Origin of the sequence: Thermoleptolyngbya oregonensis NK1-22, assembly GCF_032705245.1 — a bacterium.
Lineage (GTDB): Bacteria > Cyanobacteriota > Cyanobacteriia > Elainellales > Elainellaceae > Thermoleptolyngbya > Thermoleptolyngbya sichuanensis.
In genome coordinates, this window is the sequence record NZ_CP053540.1 from 4,405,351 (window position 1) to 4,430,446 (window position 25,096).

At 58.3% G+C, this 25,096-nt stretch carries 17 protein-coding genes; 10 read left to right on the plus strand and 7 right to left on the minus strand.

Translation table 11 applies throughout. The features are described 5' to 3' along the window. Positions 1–413 precede the first annotated feature (413 nt). The 3 genes from HNI00_RS18465 to HNI00_RS18475 all read left to right on the plus strand — a co-directional run bounded on the left by HNI00_RS18465 (position 414) and on the right by HNI00_RS18475 (position 5,039). Positions 414–1,910, plus strand: coding sequence for an MBOAT family O-acyltransferase (locus HNI00_RS18465; protein ID WP_316788304.1), 1,497 nt, complete (start codon positions 414–416; stop codon positions 1,908–1,910). 690 nt (positions 1,911–2,600) lie between these two features. Then, entirely contained in the window at positions 2,601–3,170 is a 570-nt protein-coding gene (locus HNI00_RS18470; protein ID WP_316788306.1) for a hypothetical protein, read from the plus strand. A gap of 60 nt (positions 3,171–3,230) precedes the next feature. Continuing rightward, positions 3,231–5,039 (plus strand): calcium-binding protein, encoded by a 1,809-nt coding sequence (locus tag HNI00_RS18475; protein ID WP_316788309.1) that lies wholly within the window; start codon positions 3,231–3,233, stop codon positions 5,037–5,039. A gap of 131 nt (positions 5,040–5,170) precedes the next feature. Here the strand turns inward: HNI00_RS18475 and HNI00_RS18480 are convergent, their stop codons facing one another. Together HNI00_RS18480 and HNI00_RS18485 are read right to left on the minus strand one after the other, a co-directional pair. Then, positions 5,171–5,659, minus strand: coding sequence for a Crp/Fnr family transcriptional regulator (locus HNI00_RS18480; protein WP_316788311.1), 489 nt, complete (start codon positions 5,657–5,659; stop codon positions 5,171–5,173). A gap of 396 nt (positions 5,660–6,055) precedes the next feature. After that, positions 6,056–9,130: a HEAT repeat domain-containing protein gene (locus HNI00_RS18485; protein WP_316788313.1), complete on the minus strand. Its 3,075-nt coding sequence runs from the start codon at positions 9,128–9,130 to the stop codon at positions 6,056–6,058. A gap of 495 nt (positions 9,131–9,625) precedes the next feature. Here HNI00_RS18485 and HNI00_RS18490 point away from each other — a divergent pair, with 495 nt between their 5' ends. From HNI00_RS18490 to rsmI, 3 genes are all read left to right on the plus strand, one after another. Next, on the plus strand, positions 9,626–9,769 hold the full coding sequence (locus HNI00_RS18490; protein WP_172355351.1) for a hypothetical protein: 144 nt from the start codon (positions 9,626–9,628) through the stop codon (positions 9,767–9,769). Positions 9,770–10,015: 246 nt separating this feature from the next. Further along, positions 10,016–10,687, plus strand: coding sequence for a glutathione S-transferase family protein (locus HNI00_RS18495; protein WP_316788315.1), 672 nt, complete (start codon positions 10,016–10,018; stop codon positions 10,685–10,687). Positions 10,688–10,742: 55 nt separating this feature from the next. Next, the gene (gene rsmI / locus HNI00_RS18500; protein WP_420156394.1) at positions 10,743–11,567 is read left to right on the plus strand and encodes a 16S rRNA (cytidine(1402)-2'-O)-methyltransferase; all 825 of its coding nucleotides are present in this window, start codon (positions 10,743–10,745) and stop codon (positions 11,565–11,567) included. A 134-nt stretch (positions 11,568–11,701) separates the two neighbouring features. Here rsmI and leuB read toward each other — a convergent pair whose 3' ends face one another. Both leuB and HNI00_RS18510 read right to left on the minus strand, forming a co-directional pair. Beyond that, complete coding sequence (gene leuB / locus HNI00_RS18505; RefSeq protein ID WP_316788319.1) at positions 11,702–12,787, minus strand: 3-isopropylmalate dehydrogenase; 1,086 nt, start codon at positions 12,785–12,787, stop codon at positions 11,702–11,704. Positions 12,788–12,887: 100 nt separating this feature from the next. After that, complete coding sequence (locus HNI00_RS18510; RefSeq protein ID WP_316788321.1) at positions 12,888–14,702, minus strand: MASE1 domain-containing protein; 1,815 nt, start codon at positions 14,700–14,702, stop codon at positions 12,888–12,890. Between the two features lie 337 nt (positions 14,703–15,039). Between HNI00_RS18510 and HNI00_RS18515 the strand changes: the two genes are divergently transcribed. Then, positions 15,040–16,041: an ABC transporter ATP-binding protein gene (locus HNI00_RS18515; protein WP_297078654.1), complete on the plus strand. Its 1,002-nt coding sequence runs from the start codon at positions 15,040–15,042 to the stop codon at positions 16,039–16,041. 149 nt (positions 16,042–16,190) lie between these two features. On the opposite strand, the gene HNI00_RS18520 is transcribed toward HNI00_RS18515, so the two are convergent. Beyond that, a complete protein-coding gene (locus HNI00_RS18520; RefSeq protein WP_316788323.1) occupies positions 16,191–18,911 on the minus strand; it encodes an MGH1-like glycoside hydrolase domain-containing protein in 2,721 nt (906 codons plus the stop codon). A gap of 434 nt (positions 18,912–19,345) precedes the next feature. Between HNI00_RS18520 and HNI00_RS18525 the strand changes: the two genes are divergently transcribed. Beyond that, on the plus strand, positions 19,346–20,830 hold the full coding sequence (locus HNI00_RS18525; protein WP_316788324.1) for an aminobutyraldehyde dehydrogenase: 1,485 nt from the start codon (positions 19,346–19,348) through the stop codon (positions 20,828–20,830). A 187-nt stretch (positions 20,831–21,017) separates the two neighbouring features. Here the strand turns inward: HNI00_RS18525 and HNI00_RS18530 are convergent, their stop codons facing one another. Next, entirely contained in the window at positions 21,018–21,935 is a 918-nt protein-coding gene (locus HNI00_RS18530; protein WP_316788325.1) for a histone deacetylase family protein, read from the minus strand. A 119-nt stretch (positions 21,936–22,054) separates the two neighbouring features. Between HNI00_RS18530 and HNI00_RS18535 the strand changes: the two genes are divergently transcribed. Next, entirely contained in the window at positions 22,055–23,536 is a 1,482-nt protein-coding gene (locus HNI00_RS18535) for an AAA-like domain-containing protein (protein WP_316788328.1), read from the plus strand. A gap of 172 nt (positions 23,537–23,708) precedes the next feature. Beyond that, positions 23,709–24,092: a hypothetical protein gene (locus tag HNI00_RS18540; RefSeq protein ID WP_316788330.1), complete on the plus strand. Its 384-nt coding sequence runs from the start codon at positions 23,709–23,711 to the stop codon at positions 24,090–24,092. Positions 24,093–24,141: 49 nt separating this feature from the next. Here the strand turns inward: HNI00_RS18540 and HNI00_RS18545 are convergent, their stop codons facing one another. Continuing rightward, a complete protein-coding gene (locus HNI00_RS18545; protein WP_316788332.1) occupies positions 24,142–24,957 on the minus strand; it encodes a CAP domain-containing protein in 816 nt (271 codons plus the stop codon). Positions 24,958–25,096: the final 139 nt, after the last annotated feature.

The following is a 25,096-nucleotide window of genomic DNA, read 5'->3' on the forward strand; positions in this document are numbered from 1 at the left end:
CCTAGCCCTCCTCCCAAAGGAGAATGGGAACCGGATCGGTAGTCCCTCTCCCTTGGGGCTACTGTGAACCCACATCTCGATTGTTTGCATAAGGCTCTGAAAGATCCCCCTAAATCCCCCTTCTTAAGGGGGACTTTCGATCCAGTTCTCCCTGCTTCAGGTCATTCTGGGCCCAGTTCCCCCCCTTGTTTGAGTGGGGTTAAGGGGGATTTCCAGAAGCTTCCCACCCGAACCGATCCCCCTAAATCCCCCTTAATAAGGGGGACTTCCGATCCTCGTTCTCTCTGCTTTGGGTCGCTCTGGGTTCGGTTCCCTCCTGGTTTAAGGGGGGGGCAGGGGGGATCAAAGCATCCCCTCCCGCCGAGTTTCGGTTGGTAACTTGAAATCTGCTCCTTGAAACGAATCCCACCGCCATGACTCTGCTCTCGATTCTTTTTGGGCTGTTTTTCCTCAGCGTGCTGGGGCTGTATTGGTCAGCGCCAGGGCGATCGCTCAAACTGTGGGTGCTGCTGGCTGCCAGCCTGGTGTTCTATAGCTCGCTGCAATTTCAATACGTGCCGCTGCTGCTGGTGATGATGATCATGACCTATCGCATCGGCATCGGGCTGAGTGCGCCCATCGACTGGCGGATCGAGAACGAAAACTGGCAGTTTGCCCAGCACGACTGGAACCGTCGGCGGCTGCGGCTGCTGATCATTGGCATTGGGCTGAATGTGCTGCTGCTGCTGGGGTTCAAGTACATTCCGTTTTTTGGGGCGGTGCTGGGCAACTGGCTCAAGCTGCCTGTGCTGACGACGGGGGCGGCCACCCTTGGGCAAACCCTCATCGCGCCGCTGGGCATCAGCTACTTTTGCTTTGAGTGCATTGCTTACCTGGTGGACGTGTATCGCGGTGCGCCTGCTACCTTCGACTGGCTCAAGTTTTCAGCCTACAAGCTATATTTCCCCAAGCTGCTGTCGGGCCCGATTACCCGGTTTCATCCGCTGGCGGCGCAGTTTCAGGCCCAGCCGTCGCTGACCACGCCCCAGGTTGCCGAGGGTCTGTGGCTCATTGCCTGTGGCGCAGTGAAAAAGCTGCTGATTGCCGACCATCTGGCCACACTGGTAAATCTTAGCTTCGACAACATAGCGCGGGCGGGCAGTGGCGACCTGTGGCTGGCGATCGCCGCCTACGGGTTCCAGCTTTATTTCGACTTCAGCGGCTATGTAGACGTGGCGCGGGGCCTTTCTGCGCTACTGGGCATCACCCTGCCGCAAAACTTCAACTTTCCCTACTTCAGCGCCAGCATTGCGGACTTTTGGCGACGCTGGCACATGACGCTGGGCGACTGGCTCCGCAACTATCTGTATTTCCCGCTGGGGGGTTCCCGCCAAGGCCTGGTGCGAACCTGCCTCAACCTGATGGTGGTGATGATTATCGCCGGACTCTGGCACGACGCGGGCTGGGGCTTCATTGTCTGGGGAGCGCTGCACGGACTGTTCTTGGTGGTGCATCGCCTGACGGACGCGCTGAGCGAGCAGTGGGGCTGGCTGAGGGCAGGCTGGAAAAGCGTACCGGGAACGCTGCTGGGCTGGGGGCTGACGCAGGCTTCCGTCTTGTTTGCCTGGATCTTTTTCCGGTTGCCCAACCTGCAAGATTCACTGCTGGTGGTGCAGCGGCTGTGGGGACACCCCGCCGACGTGCAGTTTGCCCAAAAGATTTATGTTGAGACGTTTCAGAGCGATCGCCTCCATCTTTCGCTCCTGCTGCTGGCGCTTTTCGGCGGCATGACGCTGGTGTATGCGGTCAACCGCTGGCTAAAGCTGCGGCTCAACTGGCCCGTCAAGCTGCTGCTGGTTCCTCTCTGCCTGTTCGCGGCCTGGCTGCTGGCCCCCAACGAAAGCCCGCCTTACATTTATTTCGACTTCTAGTATTCGATTTCTAGTATTCGATTTCTAGTACAGGACTGACACACTTGCGATAAATTTTCTGGATTTTGGACGATTTTTCACGGGTGCAGCCCGCGAGAAATCGTCTCACTGCGTGAGTCCTATCGCATTCAGAAAATCCGGATAGTTTTTGAGAAAAGTCAAAAGCCGCATACTTTTTCTCAAAAATCTAAAGGCTTTGTAAAAGCTAGGGGTTTTTGCTAGAAAAAGGGCGATCGCCCCTGCCATTCTAGACAGTATGAATTGGCAGTGATTTCGGTAAATCTGTGGAGTGCTTCGGCTTACGCTTAGATGTGAGGAACTGCTTCACAGATCAGACCGTGTAAAGGTTTCTCCCTGTTGATGACTCCTGCCAATTCTAATTTTTAAGATCCGCTCAGTTTCCAGGGGCGATCGCCTTTTTTGGCGATAGTTTCTGACGAAAACTCTGGGCTGAACACCTGAAGTGAAATGACCCCATCCATCTCCAAGATAGAGGGGTTGTTTCTCATGGGTAAAGTTTGGGAAAGCCTCACAAACGCCTTAATAAGCCTTATTAAGCCTTATTAAAAAGCGCGTGTGGGCGATCATTTACCCGTGATTGACGGACTTAGAGCATCGACGGTATCTACCCATATCTGCAATTTTTTCACCCCTTCCACGTCAACTCATTTTTGGGAATCAAGAGTAGTCATGGCTGTTATTGATAACGTAGATACCTTTGAGAAACTGCTTGCCGCCATTAACTCCACCAATTCCAACGGCCAGGCAGACGAAATCAGAATTACGCAAAGCATTGTTTTAACTAGCGCTCTGCCTTTTATCCGAGAAGATGTCAGCCTGACGATTCGAGGCATCGGCGAGGGCATTACGCTCAGCGGCGATGCCAATGGCAACGGCATTAACGATGAAGGCGATGTCCGCATTTTCTTCATCGAAAGCGGTCAGATAACGCTGGAAAATTTAATCCTGACAAATGGCCGGGCCCAGGGCGGCGACGGGGCCGGCGGCGGCGCAGGACTAGGCGGCGCACTGCTGATCTACAACGGCGATGTCACAGTCACCAATGTCACCTTTAGCAACAACCAGGCGATCGGCGGCAACGGGTTGGCAGGTGCAGGGCGCGGCGGCGGCGGCATGGGGGGCGCGGGCGGCATCGCGTCGGCGGCGGGGCGCGGGGCGGCGGCGGCTTTGGCGCCCGGGGCAACGGTGGTTCAGACGGGGCGGGCGGTGAAGAAAGCACCGGAGCCAGCGGTTCCTTAGCAGTGCCAGCGGCGGCGCGGTGGCGACAGTGCAGGCTTGACGGGCGGGGCGGCGGCTCAAATGGCGGCTTTGGCGCGGGGCGGCGGCGGCGGCGGCTCCACCACCAACAACGGCGGCAACGGTGGCAATGGCGGCTTTGGCGGCGGCGGCGCAGCTTCTCCAGCTAGCGGCAACAACAGCAGTCAGGGCGGGGCGGGCGGCTTTGGCGGCGGCGCGGGCGGCGGCGGTTCACTTAATAGCGCGGGCGGCTTTGGCGGCGGCGGCGGCTTTGGCGGCGGCGGGGGCGGCGGCGCGGGCTTTGGCGGCGCAATCTTTATCCGCTCTGGCTCGCTCACGATTACCGATAGCCTGTTTTTGGATAACCGCGCTCAGGGCGGAACCGGGCCCGGCGGCAACGGCAGCGGGCTGGGGGGCGCAATTTTTGCGCTAGATCGGACGACGAACCCCAACGGCAACAATGCCAACATGCCCGATACGCTGCCCACGATTACCGCGTCGGGCCTGTTTGCACGGGGCAATAGCGCCAGCAGCAACCCTAGCACCAATAACATTTACGGCAACAGCGGCGTGGTCTTTCGCGTGCCGCCGGAGGTGCTGTCGGTGGCGATCGCCCCACCCGCGCTTACCAATGCCAGCAGTGTCTCGTTCACCGTCACCTTCAGCAAATCCGTCACGGGGGTCGATCCTACGGACTTTGAACTAGTGACCACGGGGGCGATCGCCAATGCATCCATTACCAGCGTGGCGGGCGGTGGCAATACGTTCACCGTTGCCGTCAGCACCGGCACAGGCAGCGGCACGCTGGGGCTGAGGGTGCTAAACGACAAGACGATTAAAGATGCGGACGATGGCGTGCTGCTGGCTCCGTTTACTGGAACACCCCGCTACACCATTGATAAAACCGCACCCACAGCCGATATTGTCGATGTCACACCCGATCCGCGCCCTGGCATTGCGGTGGATACCATCACGATTCGGTTTAGCGAAGTCGTCCGCAATTTTGACCTGTCTGACCTGCTGCTGAGCCGGGATGGGGCGATCGCCCCGCTGGTGGCCGCAACCCTGTCCACCATCGACAACCAGACCTTTATCCTGCGCGGGCTACAGTTCTCAACGGGTCGAACAGGTCGCTATCAACTGACGCTGGATGTCAACGACATCACCGATCTGGCGGGCAACCCGCTGGCACAAGCCGCCTTCGACACTTGGCAAATGGCTTTCGACGACTTGAGATTCCCTCAGCCTGAGGATATTCCCCCTGCGCCAAATGGGGAGTTGGGCACGCCCGTCCTGTTCCAACTGGGCAGGCGGCCGCAGCGGATTAACGGGACAAACCGCGCCGATCGCCTCAAGGGAAGCAATAAGAGCGATCGCATTTTGGCTCGCGGCGGCAACGATACCGTCAAGGCCCTGGGCGGCAACGATTTAGTCAGCGGCAGCGCAGGAAATGATGTACTACGCGGCGGCAATGGCGGCGACCAGCTTGTAGGCGGCGTAGGCGACGATCGCCTGTTTGGGCAGGCCGGCGACGACGTGCTGATTGGTGGGCTAGGAAACGACACGCTGGCGGGCGGCGGCGGCAAGAATATGTACGTATTCAATAGCCTCAACGAAGGCATCGACACGATTCTGGGCTTTAGCCAACTGGATGTGATTGACCTGCGGGGCATTTTCAAACAGCCCGCGTTTGGCGGAGGCGGCACGCCGTTCCAGCAACTGCGGGAGTTTGTCAAGCTGGCGCAGGCGGGCACTGCAACTCAGGTGCTGATCGACTCCGATGGTGCGGGCGAAGGTAAAGACTTCGTGGCGATCGCCCAGATCAACAACACGTCGATCGCCAGCTTCAGCACGCAGAACTTCGTAATCTAGGCAAGCCATCTAGGCAAGCCATCTAGGCAAGCCATCTAGGCAAGTCATCTAGGCAAGCCATCTAGGGGGTCATCTAGCCAGTCCGCTCGCCCTTAACCTCGTCCCTCAGCCTCCTCGTGCCGCGTCCCGACTCAAACACCAGTCAGTTTTTGATAGATTCCATCAGACAGGCGACGGTTGATACTGCCGTTTTGGAGTTTGTTAATTTTCTGGTTTTGTTCGCGGATGCGGCGCGACAGCAGACGAATGATATTGACAGCAATACTGGGGGTTTCTTCGATTGCCTCATAAAGCTGCTGCTGGGTTAACGTCAGACACTCGCAGCGGTCGATGGTCGTGACAGAGGCAGAACGCGGCTCCGCGTCAAACACCGACATTTCCCCGAAGCACGCGCCCTTGTCGAGCCGGGCAATTTCCTGGTTGTCCGCATGGACGCGCACACTACCTTTTACCAAAATATAGAGCGATCGCCCCTCCTGTCCCTGGCTGACAATTGTGTGCTGCGGCGGAAATTCTTGCTCGTCCATGATGGAAGCGAGGCGCACCAAAAAGTCGTCCCGCAGTTCTTTGAAAATGGGGACACCGCGCACAAATAGAAGGCGATCAACGCTCGTCAGCATACCAATGTGAACCCTACCCCGACCCAAAGCCTGTAGCATCCGCTCCCAAATGCCCAGTCCTCAGCGCGTGAGTCCCTGCGTGTTGTCTGTTCTATCCGTAGGTTGCCCATGCAGAGAATTCTATTCATCTTTTGTCCAGAAATTTCGCTGAATCACGACCGAAAGGAAAATTTACAGCCGGAGCCAGCCTGATGGCTCGCTCGTCGAGTCGTTCATTGAAGAGCGATGAACATGAAAGATCCATGAAAGACACATGAAAGAACCATGAAGGAAAGAAGCATGAACGTCTATTGAACCGCATGAAACCAAGGTTGAACTCGCTAAATTTGCTGAACTCAAACTTGCTAGGCTCACTGAGCCTAATCAGTTTGCGCATCGAGTTTTGCCTGGAAACGGTCAAGTCGGCTCCCAGCCCATCGGCAGGTCTGGCGGGCGGGGTGGGTTGAAACGCGGCGGTGGGTCGGGCGGTGTTGCAGGATGGGTGAGAACCTTGCCGTTGCCATTGTGAGTGGAAACCGCGCTGTACCGCTGCAACAGTTGCTCGACCTGGGCAGCGACGAGTCGATTGGGGTCGCGGCGGAGCATAGGTAGCAACTCCCGCAGCGTGCGCGGCGAGGCCACTTCTAAATAGGCCACCACTGCCTCCCGCACAAACCCTGTGGGATGTTGCAGACAGGCCATAATCTGAGCGGGTGTGAGGCTCCAGCGATTTTCACGGGCGACGTGGACGCTGCAAGCTAAGGCCCAATCGGACAGAAAATGGCGCAGATCCAGCAGGTATCGCAGGCGATCGCTCGGCGATAGGGGCTGATAGTCCACAAACTCATCCAGGCTTTCCAGCTTTTCCAAATCGGGGCGGCTATCGAGAATGCTTAGCAGCGCCCGCTTGCTCTGGATATCGAGCGTGTTATCCAGAATTTCCAACCCCCGCGCCACGCTTTCCGAAGAATGGGATTGCAGGTTAAACGCGGCGGCCTGAATTGCGCTGGAGGGATACAGCAGTCGCATCAGCAAAAAGAGGCGCTGGCGGGCATCGTCTTGCAAATCGCTGAGGGCGCGGCGCAGCAGGTCGGCGGTTTGCCCCGGCACCCGCTCCGGCGGCAAATCCAGTAGACAGGCATAGACCTGCCCAATCAGCATTAGCTCCAGGTTGATCAATTCTTCTACGCCACTCCGCCCCAATTCGTCGGCTGCTGCGTCAATGCCAATTTCGTTAGGAATTTTCAAGAGGGTTCGTAGAATGGTGCGGCGGCTAGGCCCCCAGGCGGTTTCCAGGTTGCGAACTAGGGCGCGAACCGCGTCGGGCGTGCCAATGCGCCCCAGCGTTTTCCAGGCGCAAGCGCGAATGATTTCGGGTTTGTAGATATCTTTGCCCAGCGCTATCAGCAGCGGAATTGCGTCGTCGCCCAGGCGAGTCAGCGCCTGCATGGCGGCTTCGCGGGTCGATTTGAATTGCAGCGCCCGCAGCAGCGAGGGGTAGTATTCTTCGGTGCGGGTGGCGGCGATCGCCTCTAGCAGGGCACAGCGCACCCGCAGCGACTCGTCCCGCAGCAATGGCTCGATGTAGATTCGCAAAGCTTGCAGGTACAGCGCCTCGCCCAGGGCCCGACAGCCCATCACCCGCTCTCGTTCGCGCTTGTGGGTCAGCATTCGCCGCAGCGTGTCGGTGGCTTCGGCCCGCTGTTCGAGTGTGCCCCGCCGCAGCATCAGGGAGGCCGCCGTGCCCCGCACTTCGGGATCAGCCGACGGGTTGAGGTAGGGGCGTAGCCGCTCGATATCGGGGTCGGGGTCCGTCAGCCAGATATAGCGCAGGGCGATGGAAAGCACATCGGGCGGCAGTGGTTGTTCGATGAGCGATCGCACCAGTGGCAAAAACAGCGGGTTGGGGTTTTCCGTCATCACCAGCAGGCTCTGGCGCTGGAGCGCGGGCGAAAAGTCAGACAGCATCGGAGCCAGCACCTCGCCCACGCCTTTCGGGTCGATATGGCTGAGCAGTTCAATGCAAGATTGCTTGTCGGCATCGGTTCCCTTGCCCAGCGCCTCGATTACCGCCCGCTTAAATGTCCGCAGATCCACATCGGACAGGCTGAGTTCGCCCCGGTCGGCACTGATCACGAGCAAATCGACGTAGCGCGATCGCAGCAGCCATACCGTCACAAACCACAGCGCCCCGCACAGCATAATCTGGAACATGAACACCAGGCTTTCGGCATCTTGCAGCGCGACCGGGTCGCTGCCCCTGAAGACGTGTTGGCACAGCCACAGCGTCGTTAACATACCCGCGCCCGTCAGCCCAGAGGAAAACGGCTCGGCAATGCCCCGCACGATGGACTGTACGCGGCTACGAACGTTGTCCGGCACAGGCTGAAACAGAATTGGGCCGGTACTGGCCAGCACGGTATAGCGCAGCAGTTCATCGGCAAATTTCAAAATCACCATACCGACAAACAGGCTGAGCCAGCCCATCATCGACACCAGGCTGATGATGAAGATCAGTGCAGGCAGGGCCATCGTCACCACAAACACGCCCAACCGCTCGATCGCCCGACTGGAGACAAACCACTGCACCAGCAGTTCAAACGTCCCCAAAATTGCGCTGAAAAAGGCCAAAAAGTCGGCAAGCTGCTCGCCGCTGACCCGTCGCTCTAGCTGCGCCAGATATTGAAAATCCAGCAGCAGCCATAGCACCTGCGCCATCACAAAAAACGCCACCAGCAGAACCACATACCGCTGGAGGGGTCGCCGCAGTCGGCGCGTGGTGAAGTCGGGCTGGCGTTCTTGCAGCAGTCGCCGGGGCGAATCGGGGAAGAATTGGCTGTAGGAGCGGCTGAGGCGATAGAGAATGCCTGCCCCGATCATCAGCATGGCCCCCGCTAGCAGCACGACGTTATTTAGCCCCACGAGCGATCGCAGCACAGGCAGCGACAGCCCGCTCAGCACATCCGCCAGCAGCACGCCGCTGCTAATCATGGGATAGGCTCGCTTGATTTCGCGAATGTTGAACAACTGGTTGGCCGTGATCGAGGTCGTCAGCTCATTGAGTACATAAATCGCCTCCATCCACAGCCGCATCAGAAACACGCTGTAGCCCATCATCAGCGGCATCGCCAGCCCCAGCCGAAACAGCGGCAGCGGCAGCGCCATCAGCACCGCGATCACCACAATCACCTGGCGCAGCGGCAGAAACTTTTGCAGCAGCGAGTAAAAGAAGCCCAGAACCGTGCCAATGCCTGCGCTGACGATGTAGATCCAGGGCAGCGAGTTTGCGCCATATTCATCCAAAAATAGGGCGGCAATGCTGACCTCTAGCCACAGCACGCCAATCGACGTGGCGGTGTAGAAGGCAAACATCAAAAAGGTGCGCTCGCTTTCCTCTGGCCGCAGGTTGAGCCATTGCAGCAGCGTCCGCCCGGAGGGAAGCCGGGATTTCTTTGCTGGGTTTGTGCGCGATGATCCACCCGTCCGTGCCATGCTGTCCAGGGAACTCGTGAAGGAAGCGATACCTGATATCTGCCTTACATCTTATGCAAGCTGGGAAGGTCTGGAACCGTTTTCGCCATTTTCTAAAGCTTGTTTGCTGGAGGATGGCTGGCCAGACCGAAACAGCTTGAGGCAGAACTTGAATGTGGGTCGCTTTGGGTCATTCGGTTGCCAGCGACTGCCTTCAGCGTTCCCAAAACGGGCTGGAATCGATCCAGCCAAGACAGCCTGAAGTATTCACCTGAAATATTCACCTGAAATATTCAAGTGATGGGGCAACCCGAAGTTATGCCCTGCGACCGATTAAAACCTCTGATTGTTGGCTGAGACACATTGTTCACGGGATCTGATAGAACTGATTTGGCTCGTTTTTGTTCATTCACCTGCGGTAAAGTGCCGACTGTCTGAAACGCAGACAGTGCTTTGCTTCCGAGCCTCTCGGATGTTTTTCTATACACTTAAACCCCTACGAATGAGGAGCTACGAATGTACAAGAAGCTAGTTGCTTTGGTCTGCACGCTGGGTTTGGCAGCTATGCTGGGTGCTTGCGGTGGTGGCAGTGAGCCTGCTGGCACCGAGTCGCCCGCTGGCACCGAGTCGCCCGCGCCTTCGCCAACGACCACGCCGTAGTTTGTTGGGAGTTAGCCTGCCGTTTCGCATTCGCCGTTTCGCATTCACTGTTGACTCATCGCTTGGCTGCCTATCGCTGGTATTGGCTAACTCAGCGCATTCTCGTGTTCTAGCTTCATTCACCTGACTTTCATCTCGATCAGCCATCCACGGCGATCGCCCCTCTGGAATTAGGGCAATGCGTGTATTCCAATGCGCGTATGCTGAGAGAGGCATCTGCCGTGGATTTTTATTGGCCCAAGACCCATGCACCTGCTGCAATTCAGCACCTCCCACTATTGCCGCAAAGCTCGGCTGGCGCTGGGCTATAAGCAACTGCCGTTTACGGTGGAAAATCTGACTCCGGGGCTGCACGCGCTGAAGCTAAAGCCGCTGACGGGGACTACCACCGTGCCTGTGCTGCTGCCAGAGCTAGAGGGGCAGCCAAGGGCGATCGCCGACTCTAGCCACATTTTTGAATTTCTCGACCAGCACCAGCCCGACCCGCCGCTCTATCCCGCCGATCCGGTTCAGCGCAGCCAGGTGAAGCAGCTTGAAGACTGGCTCGACGAGAGCATCGGCGTTGCCACCCGCTTTGTTTACTACGACTATCGTGCGGGCGCGGGCAAGTCCATCGACCCGTCGCTGATGAGCCAGGCCGTGATTGCCATCGTGCGCCGCCAGTATGGCATGAATGCAGCGCGGGTCAGGCTGGCGGGCGATCGCCTGGCCGATGCCCTCCACTACCTCCAGCAGCACTGGAAAGACCGCGAGTATTGGGTGGGAAGCCAGATCACCGCCGCCGACCTGACCACCGCGGCCCTGCTCAGTCCGCTGGCCCTGCTGCCCCACTATCGGACGGCCCATCCCTGGCTATTTGAGAAAATCGCCACTGTGCATCAGCGCTGCGGAGAACCCCTACCGCCGGGGTTGGCTTAGATTGAAACTAGCTCGGTGCGAGTCGCTGACCCAGATTGCCTTTGAAATTTCTAAAATGCTCTACGTCGTCGCTACGCCCATCGGGAATTTGGAAGACATGACCTTTCGGGCAGTGCGGATTTTGCGGGAGGTGGAGGCGATCGCCGCCGAAGACACCCGCCACACGGGCAAGCTGCTCCAGCATTTCCAGATCACCACGCCGCAGATCAGCTATCACGACCACAACCGCACCAGCCGCCTGCCGGAACTGCTTGCCCGCCTAAAGCAGGGAAAGTCCATCGCGCTGGTCAGCGATGCCGGAATGCCGGGAATTTCCGATCCGGGCTATGAACTGGTGGCGGCCTGCGTCGAGGCAGGGATTCCCGTGGTGCCGATTCCGGGAGCCAGCGCCGTGGTGACGGCCCTCAGTGCCGCTGGACTGCCCACCGATCGGTTTGTGTTTGAGGGATTTTTGCCGGCCAAGGGGAAAGAGCGGCGCGATCGCCTCGCTGCGCTCCAGTCCGAATCACGAACGCTGGTGTTTTACGAGTCGCCCCACCGCCTGCGGCAAACCCTGACGGATTTTTCGGAAACCTTTGGCGGCGATCGCCCCATTGTGCTGGCGCGGGAGCTGACCAAACTGCACGAAGAATTTTGGCGCGGCACGGTGCAGGAGGCGATCGCCCACCACGAAACCCGCGACCCCCAGGGCGAATACACCGTCCTGCTGGCCGGCAGCATAGCCGCCCCCGTCGTTTTGTCGGAAGCCGCCCTCAAAGCCGAACTTGCTGCTCTGATGCAGCAAGGACTCTCCCGCTCCCAGGCCAGCCGCCAGCTTGCCCAGCAGACCCAACTCCCCCGCCGCGACCTCTACCAGTTGGCCCTGACGCTGCCGGATTAAGCAACGGGATGTGCAACGTTGCTGATTCCCCTCACCCTTAATCCCTCTCCCAGAGCGACAGAGGGACTTCAAGCCTTCCCCTTACTCCCCTGCTTGCGACTTGGGAAAAGGGGTTGGGGGATGAGGGCAACCTGCTAGTCTTCCAGCGCCGCCAGCAACGCCTCGCCCATCGCCTTGCAGCCCACCAGGGTCATGCCGTCGGACATAATATCGCCCGTGCGGTAGCCTTGGTCGAGGACTTTAAGGACGGCCCGTTCGAGGCGATCGCCCGCCTGCGGTTCGTTCAGCCCATAACGCAGCATCATCGCCGCGCTCAGCACTTGCGCCAGAGGATTGGCCTTGTCCTGACCTGCGATATCCGGGGCAGAGCCGTGGACGGGTTCAAACAGGCCGGGGCCGGAGGAGCCAAGGCTGGCAGACGGCAACATGCCGATACTGCCCGTCAGCATGGCCGCCGCGTCGGAAAGAATATCGCCAAACAGGTTGCCCGTAACAATCGTGTCGAACTGCTTGGGGTTTCGCAAAAGCTGCATGGCCGCATTGTCCACGTACATATGGGTTAGCTCCACGTCGGGATAGTCGGCCGCCAGTTTCGTGATCGTGTCGCGCCACAGTTGCGAGACTTCCAGCACATTGGATTTATCTACGGAGCAGAGCTGTTTGCGGCGCTTGCGGGCGGCTTCAAAGGCGACGCGCCCAATCCGCTCCACTTCCGACTCGGTGTAGACCATCGTGTTTACACCGCGCCGTTCGCCCGTTTCGCTGGTAAAGATGCCCCGCGGCTGCCCAAAGTAAATACCGCCCGTTAGCTCTCGCACCACCATAATGTCCACGCCGTCCACCACCTCGCGCTTGAGGCTGGAGGCATCGACCAGTTGCGGCAAAATGCTAGCGGGGCGCAGGTTGGCAAACAGTTCCAGCCCAGCCCGCAGCCCCAGCAGGCCGCGTTCCGGCCGCTGGTCGTTGGGCAGCGTGTCCCACTGGTAGCCGCCAATCGCCGCCAGCAGCACGGCATCGCTGTTTTTGCAGAGTTCCAGCGTGTCCGCAGGGAGGGGACTCCCCGTTGCGTCGATGGCCGCCCCACCCAGCAGCGCCTCCTGAAACTCGAAGCGGAGGTCAAGCTGTTGCCCCACTTTTTTTAGCAAATCGACCGCCACCGCAATGATTTCGGGGCCGATGCCGTCGCCAGGGAGGAGGGTGATGCGGTAGGTCTGGGTCATAGTTCAGGAGTCTGGGTTTAGAGATTAGGGATTTGGTCTGGGCGCTGGATGGAGACGCACAGCGATCGCCTATTTTACCGCTCAGCGGCCCTGCATTGACCTACAGGCGGCGCTTCAAGACCAGCAGCGACAGATTATCCAGCACGTTTTCCTGCCCCATGTGCTGGCGCACGTCCTGAATGACGGCTCGGTGAACCGCGCTGGCTGGCTGGGCCCAATGCTGACCCACGACGCGATATAGGCGATCAAGACCATACATCACGCCATTTTCATCTAGGGCGCTGGGCAGGCTGCTGGTATATAGCACAATGCCGTCGCCCGGTTGCAGTTCAACGGAGGCGCGTTTGGTGAAGGCGGTGATGTCAAACTCCAGCCCCAGCGGCAGAATCAGCTCGGTCATGCTGACCCGCTCGACGCGCCCCGAAGCCCGCACCACCACAAGATCTTCATGCTGCCCGCTGACGCTGAGGCTGCCGTTGAGATAATTCAGCACGGCCAGGGTCAGCTGCTGCCGCTGGGCGCTGAGGCGCTCGATGTTCTTATACAGCGTCCGGTTCAGCGTTTGCAAAAAGCGCACCGAACTGCGATCGCGCAATTCTGCCAGCGTCCGCACGGCCGTCTGCACCATCAGCATCAGCACGCCGCTTTCCAGGCCGCGCCCGCCCACGATGCCAATGCTGAGGGTAACGATGCCGTCGGTTTCCACCACGTCAAAATAGTCGGTGCTGTCTTCATCGGTCAGGTCAGTCAAGGCAGACACGTCCAGCGTTTGAATTGCGCTCAGTTCCTCTGGCGTGGGCAGGATCAGGCCCTGAATCTGGCGCACCACGTCCAGCTCGGCTGCCATTCGCAGGTTTTCTTGCTTGAGCCGCTCGTTCAAATCCACAATTGCCGCGTTGGCTTGGGCCAGTTCTGCTGTGCGCTGCTGCACCCGGTCTTCCAGGCTATGATTTGCGTCTCGCAGCGCTTGTTTGGACTGGTCGTTTTGGTACAGCACGGCGCACAGGAGCAGCGTCGTCAGGGCGATCGCCGCGATGCACGACTGAAGCACCAGCAGCGACTCGTTCATCGAACTGCGGGCAAAGGAACCCAGGCCCTTTGCCGTGCTAATCACCGCCAGCAGCGACAGCAGCACCATCACCAGCGTGGCTCCCGGCGACCGAAACCGAAACGCCGCCCACACAATCACCGGAATCAGCAGATACTCCACAGGGTATTTGCCCACCAGCGCCACTTCGCTGATGCCAATCACCAGCACCACCATAACGGCTGCTTCTAGCCAGTGCTGCCGGATAGCGTTGCGAAACTGGAACAAATCGAGCGATCGCGTGCTGCTCCAGGCCAACAGCAGCGGAGCCACCAGGACGATTCCAAAGGCATCGCTTAGCCACCAGGTGATAAAGATCTGGCGATAGGCGGCCCAGGGCGCTTTGCCAAAGTTGCAAACCAGCGCCGCGCAGAGCATCCCAATCGGCAGATGGCTGAGAAACGCCGCCAGGATAAACCGCACCACATCGGCCGGCGAGTCTAGGGGAGAGCGGGATTGGGTGAGGCGATCGCTCCACACTGCCGCAATGACCTTGCCCAGCGTGGCGATGAAGGTGACGGCGATCGCCAGCATTAGGCTGTTGGTACTTTCCCAACCCTTAAAGAAGATAAACTCCAGCACCAGAATGCTGGCAAAGATGCCAAGCCAAAGTTCGACTCCGTAGGCGAGCATCGCCCCCACCGCAATGCCCCCTGCAAACCAGACGGGCGTGGAGGCAGCGTCGGGCAGTGTGGCGTAGGCAATTGAAAACTGAGCCGCAGCGTAGTACGCAACAGCAACAGCGCCCTGTTTCCAAACATAGGCGAAACTGAGCTGTGCGAATCGGAGAGGGCGGGGGGAAATCACCGATCGGGCGGGAAGGGTCACAGATTTTTATAGAAGGTAAGCGTTGGGGCGTGTGGTCAAACTCAGCCAGCCGCAGGCTAATCGCCCGATCATCCGCAGAGCTTGAAGCAAGACTTGGGCGATCGCCATCCGTTGCTACGATGGCCCTAACAGTAGCGCTGATGTTTGCACAATACCCCAGGGTAGGATTTAAATCTGCTTGAGCTACAAGCTTTTTCGCAAAATATTTGCAAAACCATCCCATTTTCCTGCATTTTCTAGAAGGTTCTCTGGAAGATATGCGGGAGGGTTCACCACCCCTGTCCTGGTCTAAGATTGAGTACAGCTTCTTGCAGATGCCGTCCCCTCAGCTATTCCGATGGATTCGTCTCCTCCTGCTGCCTTGTCTAGTCCTAGCGATCGCCCTGCGGTCGTGCTGACCTCTCATCTCCGCAAGGTCTATCGCACGGGCTTCTGGCTCAACCAAAAAATTTCGACCCTCAAAGACTGTTCGCTGCAAATCTACGAAGGGGAAACCTTCGGGCTGCTGGGGCAAAACGGCGCAGGCAAAACGACGCTGCTGAAAATTTTGCTGGGCATTATTCGACCCACGGCGGGGCGCGGGCTGCTGCTGGGCAAGCCGCTGGGCGATCGCTCTGTCAAGCAGCGAGTCGGCTATCTGCCGGAAAATCCCTACTTCTACGACTACCTGACCGGGCGCGAGTTTTTGCAATATGCCGCTGGGCTGTTCCAGATTCCCGCCGACGTGCAGCGCAAGCGCATTCCCGAACTGATTGACCTAGTGGGGCTGTCGCGGGCTGCTGCGGAGAAAAAGCAGCTTCGGCAATACTCCAAGGGCATGTTGCAGCGAGTTGGCATGGCTCAGGCGCTAATCAACAATCCCGAAGTGGTGTTTTTAGACGAGCCGATGTCGGGGCTAGACCCGCTCGGCCGCTACCAAATCCGCGAAATTATCCAACTGCTGAAAGACCAGGGCAAAACGATTTTCTTTAATAGCCATGTCCTGTCTGATGTAGAAAAGGTGTGCGATCGCATTGCCATCCTGTGCCAAGGCGAACTCATTGCCATCGGCACGCTGACAGAACTACTGGGCACCGCCGACCGCTATTTCGTCAAAGTCAGCGGCAGCACGCCCAACGTTTTGCAGCAGTGGATTCCCGATCTGGAATTCAAAGAGGGGCTGTGGCAGGGGCATTTGCACGGCCACCCGCAGGACTTTATCGCCAGTCTGGAGCTAATGCGCGGGCAGTTGGTGGGGATGAACCTGGCGCGGCGATCGCTCGAAGAGTTTTTTGTCGAGCAGGTGAGCCAGCGCCATCCCAACAGCGACTCTGGCGCATCGGCCAACGCATCATCCTGATCCACCCCAAAATCCCGAAAATCCCCAAAAGATAATCCCAAAAAACAATAGACCTCATGAATGCTTTTCTGAGAGCGTGAATCGTCGGGCAGCGGTGCCGCCCAATGGTTCACACAAGAGGTTCAATCCCCACTCGATCGGCGCTGGGGTCAGGCAACGCCCTCCTTATCCAGCGTCACGGTTAAGAAACCGTGTTCCAGCACTTCTTGAGGATTCTTGGTCGAAGGCATCGTCATCAGTCGGGCAACCAAACCTGTCCAGCCTGTCTGGTGGCTTGCGCCGATGCCCGCGCCATTGTCGCCGTGGAAGTATTCGTAAAACAACATCAGGTCGCGCCAGTGCGGATCATTCTGAAATATCGAAGTCTCGCCATAGACCGGACGCTCTCCCTGCTCGTTGCGGAGAAAAATGCGGCTGAGACGCAGGTCAATTTCGTTGGCAATGTCCCACAGCGTCAGCCAGTTGCCCGATCCGGTGGGGCACTCGGCCTTAAAATCGTCGCCATAGTAGGCATACATCTTGCGGAGCGATTGAGTAATCAGCGAATTCACGGGCATCCAGATGGGCCCGCGCCAGTTGGAGTTGCCGCCAAACAGGTTCGTCGAAGACTCTGCTGGCTCGTAGTCCACCCGATAGGGCGTGCTGCCTACGTTGAAGATGTAGGGATGGTCTTTGTGATAGCGAGACAGGGCGCGAATGCCATAGTCGCTGAGAAACTCCGATTCATCCAGCATTCTCTGCAAAATGCGGCGGAGCTTGTCCTCGCTCACGGGAGACAGCAGGTGACGACCCGCAACGCCGAGTTTGCGCGGATCGCTAAGGTTGTCCAAATGCTTGGCATATTCCTGGGTAAACCGGGCAACGTGAGCCGCAAACACAGGCAGCTTTTTGAGAATACCTTCATCAAAAACAGACGAGGCAAACAGCGGAATCAGCCCCACCATCGATCGCACTTTGAGGCGCGTGGCGTAGCCGTTGGGAAACCGCAGCACGTCGTAATAGAAGCCGTCGTCTTCGTCCCATAGCTCATCGTCGTTTTGCCCGATGCGATCCATCGAACCAGCAATATACATGAAATGCTCGTAAAACTTGCAGGCCAGTTCTTCGTAAACCTGGTTTTCGGTAGACAGTTCTAGGGCGATCGACAGCATATCCAGGCAGAACATGGCCATCCAGCCTGTGCCGTCGGCTTGTTCTAGCGTGCCGCCTGTGGGTAGCGGGGCGCTGCGGTCAAACACGCCGATATTGTCCAGCCCCAAAAAGCCGCCCTCAAAGACATTGTTGCCAGAGGAATCTTTGCGGTTGACCCACCAGGTAAAGTTCATCAGCAGCTTGTGGAACATACTTTCCAAAAACGGGCGATCGCCCTTGCCGTGGTTCCGCGCCTTGTCGATCAGATACACCTGCCAGGTCGCCGTGCAGTGGACGGGCGGATTCACGTCGCTAAAGTTCCACTCATAGGCGGGAATTTGCCCATTGGGGTGCAGATAAACCTGATGGGTCATCAGCCGCAGTTGGTCTTTGGCAAACTCCATATCCACCGCCGCCAGCACCAGCGTATGGAACGCCAAATCCCACGCCGCAAACCAGGGATATTCCCATTTGTCGGGCATAGATAAGATATCTGCGCTCTCCAGATGAAACCACTCACGGTTCCGCGAGGGAATCCGTACCTTGCAGTCGGGCGGCAAGATTTCGTCATGCAGCCAGGCCCGCACGGGGTAATAGTAATATTGCTTTGTCCAGAGCATCCCCGCGAATGCCTGCCGCATCACGTTGCGCTGATCGTCCGACATGGATTCGGGAATAATCTCGGCATAGAATTCGTCTGCTTCTGCGATGCGAGTGTGCATGAGTTCGTCAAACGCTGGGCCAAACCCAATCGACGCTGGTTCTAGCGGGCGATCGCCCAGTTTTAGCTGGATCATCTCCGCACCCCCGGCTGGAATCTCCAGGACATAGTGAAATGCCGCCTTAGTGCCCGTTTTCTCAGGATTGACCGCCTCCACGTCGCCGCTGATCACGTAGCGGTGAAACGCATCTTTCACGTAGGGCGAGGCGTTGGGCAAACCAAACACACGCTCTTGATTAGTTTCATTTTCGGTAAACAGGGCGGAAACGGGGCGATCGCTATACAGGTAGCGCGTTCCCAGGTCTGGATGCAGAGCGGCGATCGCCTGCCCATTCAGTTGATGAAGGCGGGGCTTGGGCGGCGATTCGGGAAACCAGTCCCAAGTGTTGCGAAACCACAGGGTCGGCAAAACATGTAGCGTCGCCGCTTCAGGCCCGCGATTCTGCACCGTAATTTTGATCAGCAGTTCCTCTGGGGTCGCCTTGGCGTATTCCACAAACACATCAAAATAGCGCTGCTCATCAAATACGCCCGTGTCAATCAGCTCGTATTCCAATTCCAGGCGGCTGCGGTGGCGATTGGTCTGCACCAGATCCCCGTAGGGAAAGGCCGCCTGCGGATATTTGTAGAGAAAGTTCATATAGGAATGCGTCGGCGTGCTGTCGAGATAGAAGTAATACTCCTTCACGTCTTCGCCGTGGTTGCCTTCGCTGTTGGTCAGCCCAAACAGCCGCTCTTTCAAAATCGCATCCTGCCCGTTCCACAGCGCCAGCCCAAAGCAAACCTGCTGCTGATCGTCGGAAATGCCGCCCAACCCGTCTTCGCCCCAGCGATAGGCCCGCGATCGCGCTTGGTCGTGGCTGAAATAGCCCCAAGCATCCCCCGTCTGGCTATAGTCTTCGCGCACCGTGCCCCACTGCCGCTCGCTGAGATAGGGGCCCCATTTTTTCCAGGCGGCAGTTTTCGCGTTGGCGGCATCGAGCCGCTGGACTTCAGCTTTAGAAGAGTGGGATGTCATGCCGCTGCTCCTGCGAAGGTCACTGTGCAATGGGTATCTGCGTGCGTAATTTGCGTGCGTAATTTGCAATGCGTAATCTGCAATGCGTAATTTGTAATGCGTAATCTGCGTAAAGACTGTAGCGCATCCTCCCCATGAGGAGAAATGTCGCCCAACACCCAGCGCCACAAAAAAATATGACGTTCCTCCCCCACTTTTGCCGACAGATATTAGGGTGGTATACAGCTAGACTCCGCTGGGAGTCGCGATCGTTTATCTGTACAAATTGGCTATCTGTACAAATTGGCAGAACAGATTGGCGAAGCTAGCGGAAGGATTCAACGGGGCGATCGCTCGATCAATGGGGCGATCGCGCCCTGTCCCGATAGCGCAAGATGCCCAACGAAACGCAATTGACGAGCTTTTTGGGATTTTTACCCCGAACCGAGGTTTTTATGGTTTCTACGACAGAAAAGTTAGTTCACTACCCGATGGTAATTGGCGAAGAGCTAGTCAGCAGCGGCAGTCAGGACTTGATCGACCCTGCCACGGGCGAAGTCTTTGCAACCGTGGCGATGGGCACCACCGCAGACGTAGAGCGGGCCGTGGCAGCGGCGAAAGCGGCTCAACCCGGTTGGGCTGCGCTGTCCTACGGCGAGCGCTGCGCCGCCATGATGAAATTTGCCGACCTGCTGGAAGCCAAGAGCGAGGAACTCTCTCACCTGGAAAGCAAGAACGCGGGCAAGGCGCTGAAGCTGACGATCAACGGCGACATTCCCTTCTCGATTGACAATATTCGCTATTTTGCGTCGGTGGTGCGGCGGCAGGAAGGGGCGGCCGCGGGGGAATATGTCGGCGGCTACACCAGCCTGCTGCGGCGGGAGCCGATCGGCGTGATTGGCGCGATCACCCCGTGGAACTATCCGCTGATGATGGCGGTGTGGAAAATTGCGCCGGCGATCGCCGCTGGCAATGCAATCGTCCTCAAGCCTGCCCCCAACACGCCCACCACGACGATCGAGATGGCCAAGATCGCCTTGGAAGCGGGACTGCCCGCCGGGTTGATCAACATCGTCACGGGCGGTGTAGAAGTCGGCGAAGCCATCTGCACCCACCCCGACATCGGCATGATCAGCTTTACGGGTAGCACTCGCACGGGCAAGCGCATCGCAGAACTCGCCAGCCCGATGATCAAGCGCGTCACCCTGGAACTGGGCGGCAAAGCACCCTTTGTGGTGTTTGAGGATGCCGACATCGAAGCCGCTGCCCACGGCGCGGTGGTCGGAGCCTACGTCAACTCTGGACAAGACTGCACCGCCGCCACTCGAATGTATGTCCACGAGTCGGTGTTTGACGCATTCCTGGCGCGGTTTACGGAACTGTCGAAGCAGGTGAAGGTGGGCGACCCCTTTGCCGAAGGCACGGACATCGGCCCCCTCTCCAGCCAGGCCCAATTGAACAAGGTGAAGGGCTACGTTGAAGAGGCCAAGCAGCAGGGCCTTCAGGTAATTACCTGCGGCGACGTGCCCGACAAGGGTTTCTACTTCCCGCCGACAATCATCGTAGACCCGCCGCAAACCGCCAACTGCGTCTGTGAGGAAATCTTTGGCCCGGTGGCGGTGGTGAAGCGCTTTTCGACGGAAGAAGAGGCGATCGCCCTGGCCAACGACACGCCCTACGGACTCGCCGCAAGCTGCTGGACGCTGAACGTGCAGCGGGCCATGCGAATGGCAAAGGCGCTGCAAGCGGGAACCGTATGGATCAACGACCACCTGCCCATCGCCAGCGAAATGCCCCACGGCGGCTTCAAACAAAGCGGCTTTGGCAAAGACATGTCGCACTACGCCCTGGAGGAATACACCATCGTCAAGCATGTCGTGTTTGACATCACAGGCGACCAGCGCAAGGGCTGGCACTTCACGACCTTCGGTGAGGCGTAGCGGTCGATCCCCCCTCGCCCCCCTTAAAAAGGAACCGAGCCGCTCACCGGAAGTCCCCCTTAGCTAAGGGGGATTTAGGGGGATCGGGTCGGAGTTGGAGTTATCGCAGATCCCCCCTCGCCCCCCTTAAAAAGGGGGGAACCGAGCCTTCCGGAAGTCCCCCTTAGCTAAGGGGGATTTAGGGGGATCACAGCCGATATTGCCGAAACACCTCGCTGGCGGCGCGATGCACCAGCGAGTGGCGATACACCAGCGCGTTGAAATCATTGGCATAGCCGCCGCCGATGACGCAGGCGACAGGATAGCCCTGGGCGGCGCAAGTGCTGAGTACCTGCATCTCGCGGCGATAGAGGCCGCTATCCGTCAGGGCTAGCTTGCCGAGGCGATCGCCCACATGGGTATCCACGCCTGCGTCAAACAACACCAGGTCGGGGCGCACCTGCGACAGCAAATCGGGCAAATAGTCTGCCAGCGTCCGCAGATAATCGTCGTCTTCCATGCCCTCTGGCAGCGGCACGTCTAGGTCGCTCTGCTGCTTGGTGCCGGGAAAGTTCACTTCGCAGTGCATGGAAAAGGTGAACACGCTGGGGTCGTTTTGAAAAATGACCGCCGTGCCGTCGCCCTGATGCACGTCTAGATCGACGATCAGCACCTTTTTCACTAGCCCCAAGTGTTGCAAGACGCGAGTGGCGATCGCCATGTCGTTGAAAATGCAAAACCCCGACCCAAAACTGGGGAAGGCATGGTGCGTGCCGCCCGCCGTATTGCAGGCCAGCCCATGCTCCAGCGCTAGCTTTGCGGTTAACACCGTGCCGCCTACGGCGATGCAGGTGCGATGGGCCAGTGCCGGACTCCAGGGCAGACCGATCCGCCGCTGTGCCCGCGTATCCAGCGTGCCCGTGCGATATTGCTGCACATAATCGGGCGTATGCACTAGCTCCAGCCAGTCCACCGGGGGCAGGTCTGGCGTGTGAAACTGGCTGGGATGGGCCACGCCATCTGCAACCAAAAGCTCCGAAAGCCGCCGGAACTTTTCCATCGGAAAGCGATGGCTGTCGGGCAGGGGCGCAACATAGTCTGAATGGTATACCAGGGGCAAATCCACGCCGCAGGGAAGGAGTAAAATAAACGAACTTGTGTAGACGATCTCAATCGTGAGCCTCTGAGTTTTTATTCTTGCATTAGGCTAGGCTCAGAGCAGGGAAGCCGTGATCTAAAACGCCCATGAATGAGCCATTGCCAGATGCCAACCGAGCATCCAGCGGCAACCAACCCATCCTGTTTGAAACCGCGCTTCAGGCTGCCGATGCAGCAGTGTTGGCGGCCGCGTCCCGCCATTTGAAAAATATCGAGGTGGCCGTGCTAAAGGGCGCATGGCACGGCTTTAAGTATGACGAGATTGCCGAAGAAACAGGCTACACGCCGGAATATATCAAGCACGATGTCGGGCCAAAGCTGTGGCAGTTGCTCTCCTCTAGCCTGGGGGAACGCGTGAGCAAGACGAATCTCGTCGCAGTGCTGTCGCAGCGGGCTGCCCAGTCGAACGGCTCGGCCGTGTTGCAAAACGGCGCGACCCCCCTCCCCTCGACAGCAGACAGGAGCGCGATCGCCCCTCCCGATCAAGCCCCTACTCAAGCCTCCACGGTTCGTCCGCAGGATCTCGACCCCCCGGTGGGGCTAGTGGCGCTCAATTCTCCGGTCTACGTCGATCGCCCCCCGTCAGAAACCCGCTGCTATGACGAGATTTTGCGACCGGGTGCCCTGATTCGCATCAAAGCTCCCAGCCAGATGGGCAAGACTTCGCTGATGGTGCGCGTGTTGGAGCAGGCGCGGCGCTTGTCGGAAGGGGGCGATCGCCCAATCCACACCGTCGCCCTTAGTTTGCAGCAGGCAGACAGTCAAGCGCTCAACGATTTAGATGGCTTTCTTCGCTGGTTTTGTGCGCTGATTACTCGCAAGCTGCGCCTGCCCCATCGCGTTGAAGAATACTGGAGTCCCACCTTTGGCAGCAAGGGCAACTGCACCGCCTACTTTGAAGACTGCCTGCTGCCCGATCTGAATGCACCGCTGGTGCTGGCGCTCGATCGGGTGGATGACGTGTTTCTGCATCCGCAAATTGCCCACGACTTTTTTGCACTGCTGCGGGCATGGTACGAAGAAGCGGCCTACGGCGACAGCGGCAATCCCCTCTGGCAACACCTGCGGCTGGTGATTGTGCATTCCACCGAAGTCTATTTGCCGCTCGATATTAACCAGTCACCCTTTAACGTGGGGCTGGCAGTGGAGCTGCAAGAATTCACTCCGGCGCAGGTGACGGATCTGGCGCAGCGCTATGGGTTATCGCTTGCAGCAGCCGATCTGCAACAGTTGCAAGAACTCGTCGGCGGGCATCCCTACCTGGTGCATCGTGCCATCTACCACCTAGCGCGGCAAGACTTGACCCTGGACGAGTTTTGGCAAACTGCTCCCACCGATTCCGGCATCTACGCCAACCATCTGCATCGCCTGCTGCGTCAGCTTCAGGAGCATCCCGACCTAGCGGCAACGTTTGACCAAGTAGCTAAATCCTCTGCGCCCGTCGAAGTAGACCAAATGCAGGCCTTCAAGCTCCGCAGCATGGGTCTGGTGCATCTGCACGGAAATCGGGTGGCGCTGAGCTATGGGCTGTATCGGCGCTATTTTGGCAATATGGCTCCACAACACTGACGCGAGATTGCTCTGCAACGCTAACGCGACTGCCCAGCTAGATTCCAGCTAGATTATTTTCTCGCCGTGGCGTACAGTCAAAAAAGAACCTCACAAACCCTTGGTTCAGCAATCCAAAATCGCCAATCCAAAATCCAAAATCGCTTCCCGATCCAATTCTTCCCCTTGACCCATGCAACACCTGTCCCTGAGCGAAGGCGCACGACGCGACTTTTTCACCTGTCTGGGCATCTGGCTGACGCTGGAACTTATTGCCTTTGGGCTAATGCCCGCCATTGGGCTTGATCACATCTCCTTCTCCCAGACCAATCCCTGGTTTTGGGCAAGCGTCGTCCTGGGAATGGGTGGCTCGTTCTTGCTTGCCTCTGCCAGCCACCTTGTGGGAGCTTCCAGAGCCAGCACCAGCAAGGCCAGGCGCTGGGCGGGAATGCTGTCTGGGCGTTTGGTCAACTGGATTGCGCTGGCAGGGGTTGCGTTTCCCCTGCTGATTGTCAGCATGAACCTGTTCTATCGACTGTTTGCCATTTTTACTAGCCAGGGCGATAGCGCAGTGTAGTATCGGCTGTTTCTACGCAACGCGCTCGAAGTGTTCATATCGCTGATCCTCAGGGTGCGGGCACGCCAAAATCCTGCGTCCAGTAATAGCGCAGCTTGATCGTGCCGGGGTCGCTGGGCAAATGCACAAATCCAACGCCCATCTCCTGGAAGAACGGCGTGAGCAAATTGGCTCGATGGCCCGGACTCTTGATCCAGGCATTCACCACGCTTTTTGGTGTGCTGAAACCTGCGGCAATGTTTTCGCCGCCGCTGCGATAGGCATAGCCCCCCTGCAAAAAGCGGTCAAAAACGGTGGAGCCATTGGACCCGCGATGGTCAAAAAAGTCGTTGCTGGCCATGTCCTGGCTGTGGGCCTGGGCGATCGCACTCAGCACCGGATTCAGCCGCAGCGGAGGCAGCCCGTATTGGCGGCGATAGTCGTTGGTCAGCGTCAGCACTTTCAGCGCAAAGCGATCGCCCGGAGGCGTTGAAAAAGATCGCAGGGACTTTTGGGCAGCACGGGGGTGGGGGGCGATCGCCAGACTCAGCCGATAGGACGAAACGCCCGATCTGACCGACAGCTTCAGATAATAGGTTCCGGGTTTGAAGGTGACCCTGAGCGCAACCGAGTCAGGGGTGGATAGGACGTGCGATCGCCCCACTGCTTTTCCTTTCCCATCTAACCACTGGGCGATCGCGCCCGCGCTCAGTTCAGACAGATCCAGCGTCACCCGGCTGCGACGAGCCACCCGCAGCCGAATGATATCCAGCGGGTTCCTGCCGCCCAGCCGCCCGGAATACACCGTTCTACCGGACTCTCGACTGCGAAAGGGAGCCGACCCAACGTCGCGAAATCCGTCTGTTCGTTGAGGGTAGCTAGTCACTCCGAGACTCCTGATGCACTGCCAACAACCAGTGTTGCCTTCAGCACAGTCTGGAGTGTTCGGTGATTTTGTTGAACTTTATCAGCCGCTCACAATCGGCTCGGTGCTTGTGCGGACTGAATTCTGGCCCATCAACTGG

What these genes read in the sequence shown, in the direction of transcription:
- HNI00_RS18465 (WP_316788304.1), top strand. Translation starts at nt 414, where the DNA reads ATGACTCTGCTCTCGATTCTTTTTGGGCTGTTTTTCCTCAGCGTGCTG.
- HNI00_RS18470 (WP_316788306.1), top strand. Translation starts at nt 2,601, where the DNA reads ATGGCTGTTATTGATAACGTAGATACCTTTGAGAAACTGCTTGCCGCC.
- HNI00_RS18475 (WP_316788309.1), top strand. Translation starts at nt 3,231, where the DNA reads ATGGCGGCTTTGGCGCGGGGCGGCGGCGGCGGCGGCTCCACCACCAAC.
- HNI00_RS18480 (WP_316788311.1), bottom strand. Translation starts at nt 5,659, where the DNA reads ATGCTGACGAGCGTTGATCGCCTTCTATTTGTGCGCGGTGTCCCCATT.
- HNI00_RS18485 (WP_316788313.1), bottom strand. Translation starts at nt 9,130, where the DNA reads ATGGCACGGACGGGTGGATCATCGCGCACAAACCCAGCAAAGAAATCC.
- HNI00_RS18490 (WP_172355351.1), top strand. Translation starts at nt 9,626, where the DNA reads ATGTACAAGAAGCTAGTTGCTTTGGTCTGCACGCTGGGTTTGGCAGCT.
- HNI00_RS18495 (WP_316788315.1), top strand. Translation starts at nt 10,016, where the DNA reads ATGCACCTGCTGCAATTCAGCACCTCCCACTATTGCCGCAAAGCTCGG.
- rsmI (WP_420156394.1), top strand. Translation starts at nt 10,743, where the DNA reads ATGCTCTACGTCGTCGCTACGCCCATCGGGAATTTGGAAGACATGACC.
- leuB (WP_316788319.1), bottom strand. Translation starts at nt 12,787, where the DNA reads ATGACCCAGACCTACCGCATCACCCTCCTCCCTGGCGACGGCATCGGC.
- HNI00_RS18515 (WP_297078654.1), top strand. Translation starts at nt 15,040, where the DNA reads ATGGATTCGTCTCCTCCTGCTGCCTTGTCTAGTCCTAGCGATCGCCCT.
- HNI00_RS18520 (WP_316788323.1), bottom strand. Translation starts at nt 18,911, where the DNA reads ATGACATCCCACTCTTCTAAAGCTGAAGTCCAGCGGCTCGATGCCGCC.
- HNI00_RS18525 (WP_316788324.1), top strand. Translation starts at nt 19,346, where the DNA reads ATGGTTTCTACGACAGAAAAGTTAGTTCACTACCCGATGGTAATTGGC.
- HNI00_RS18535 (WP_316788328.1), top strand. Translation starts at nt 22,055, where the DNA reads ATGAATGAGCCATTGCCAGATGCCAACCGAGCATCCAGCGGCAACCAA.
- HNI00_RS18540 (WP_316788330.1), top strand. Translation starts at nt 23,709, where the DNA reads ATGCAACACCTGTCCCTGAGCGAAGGCGCACGACGCGACTTTTTCACC.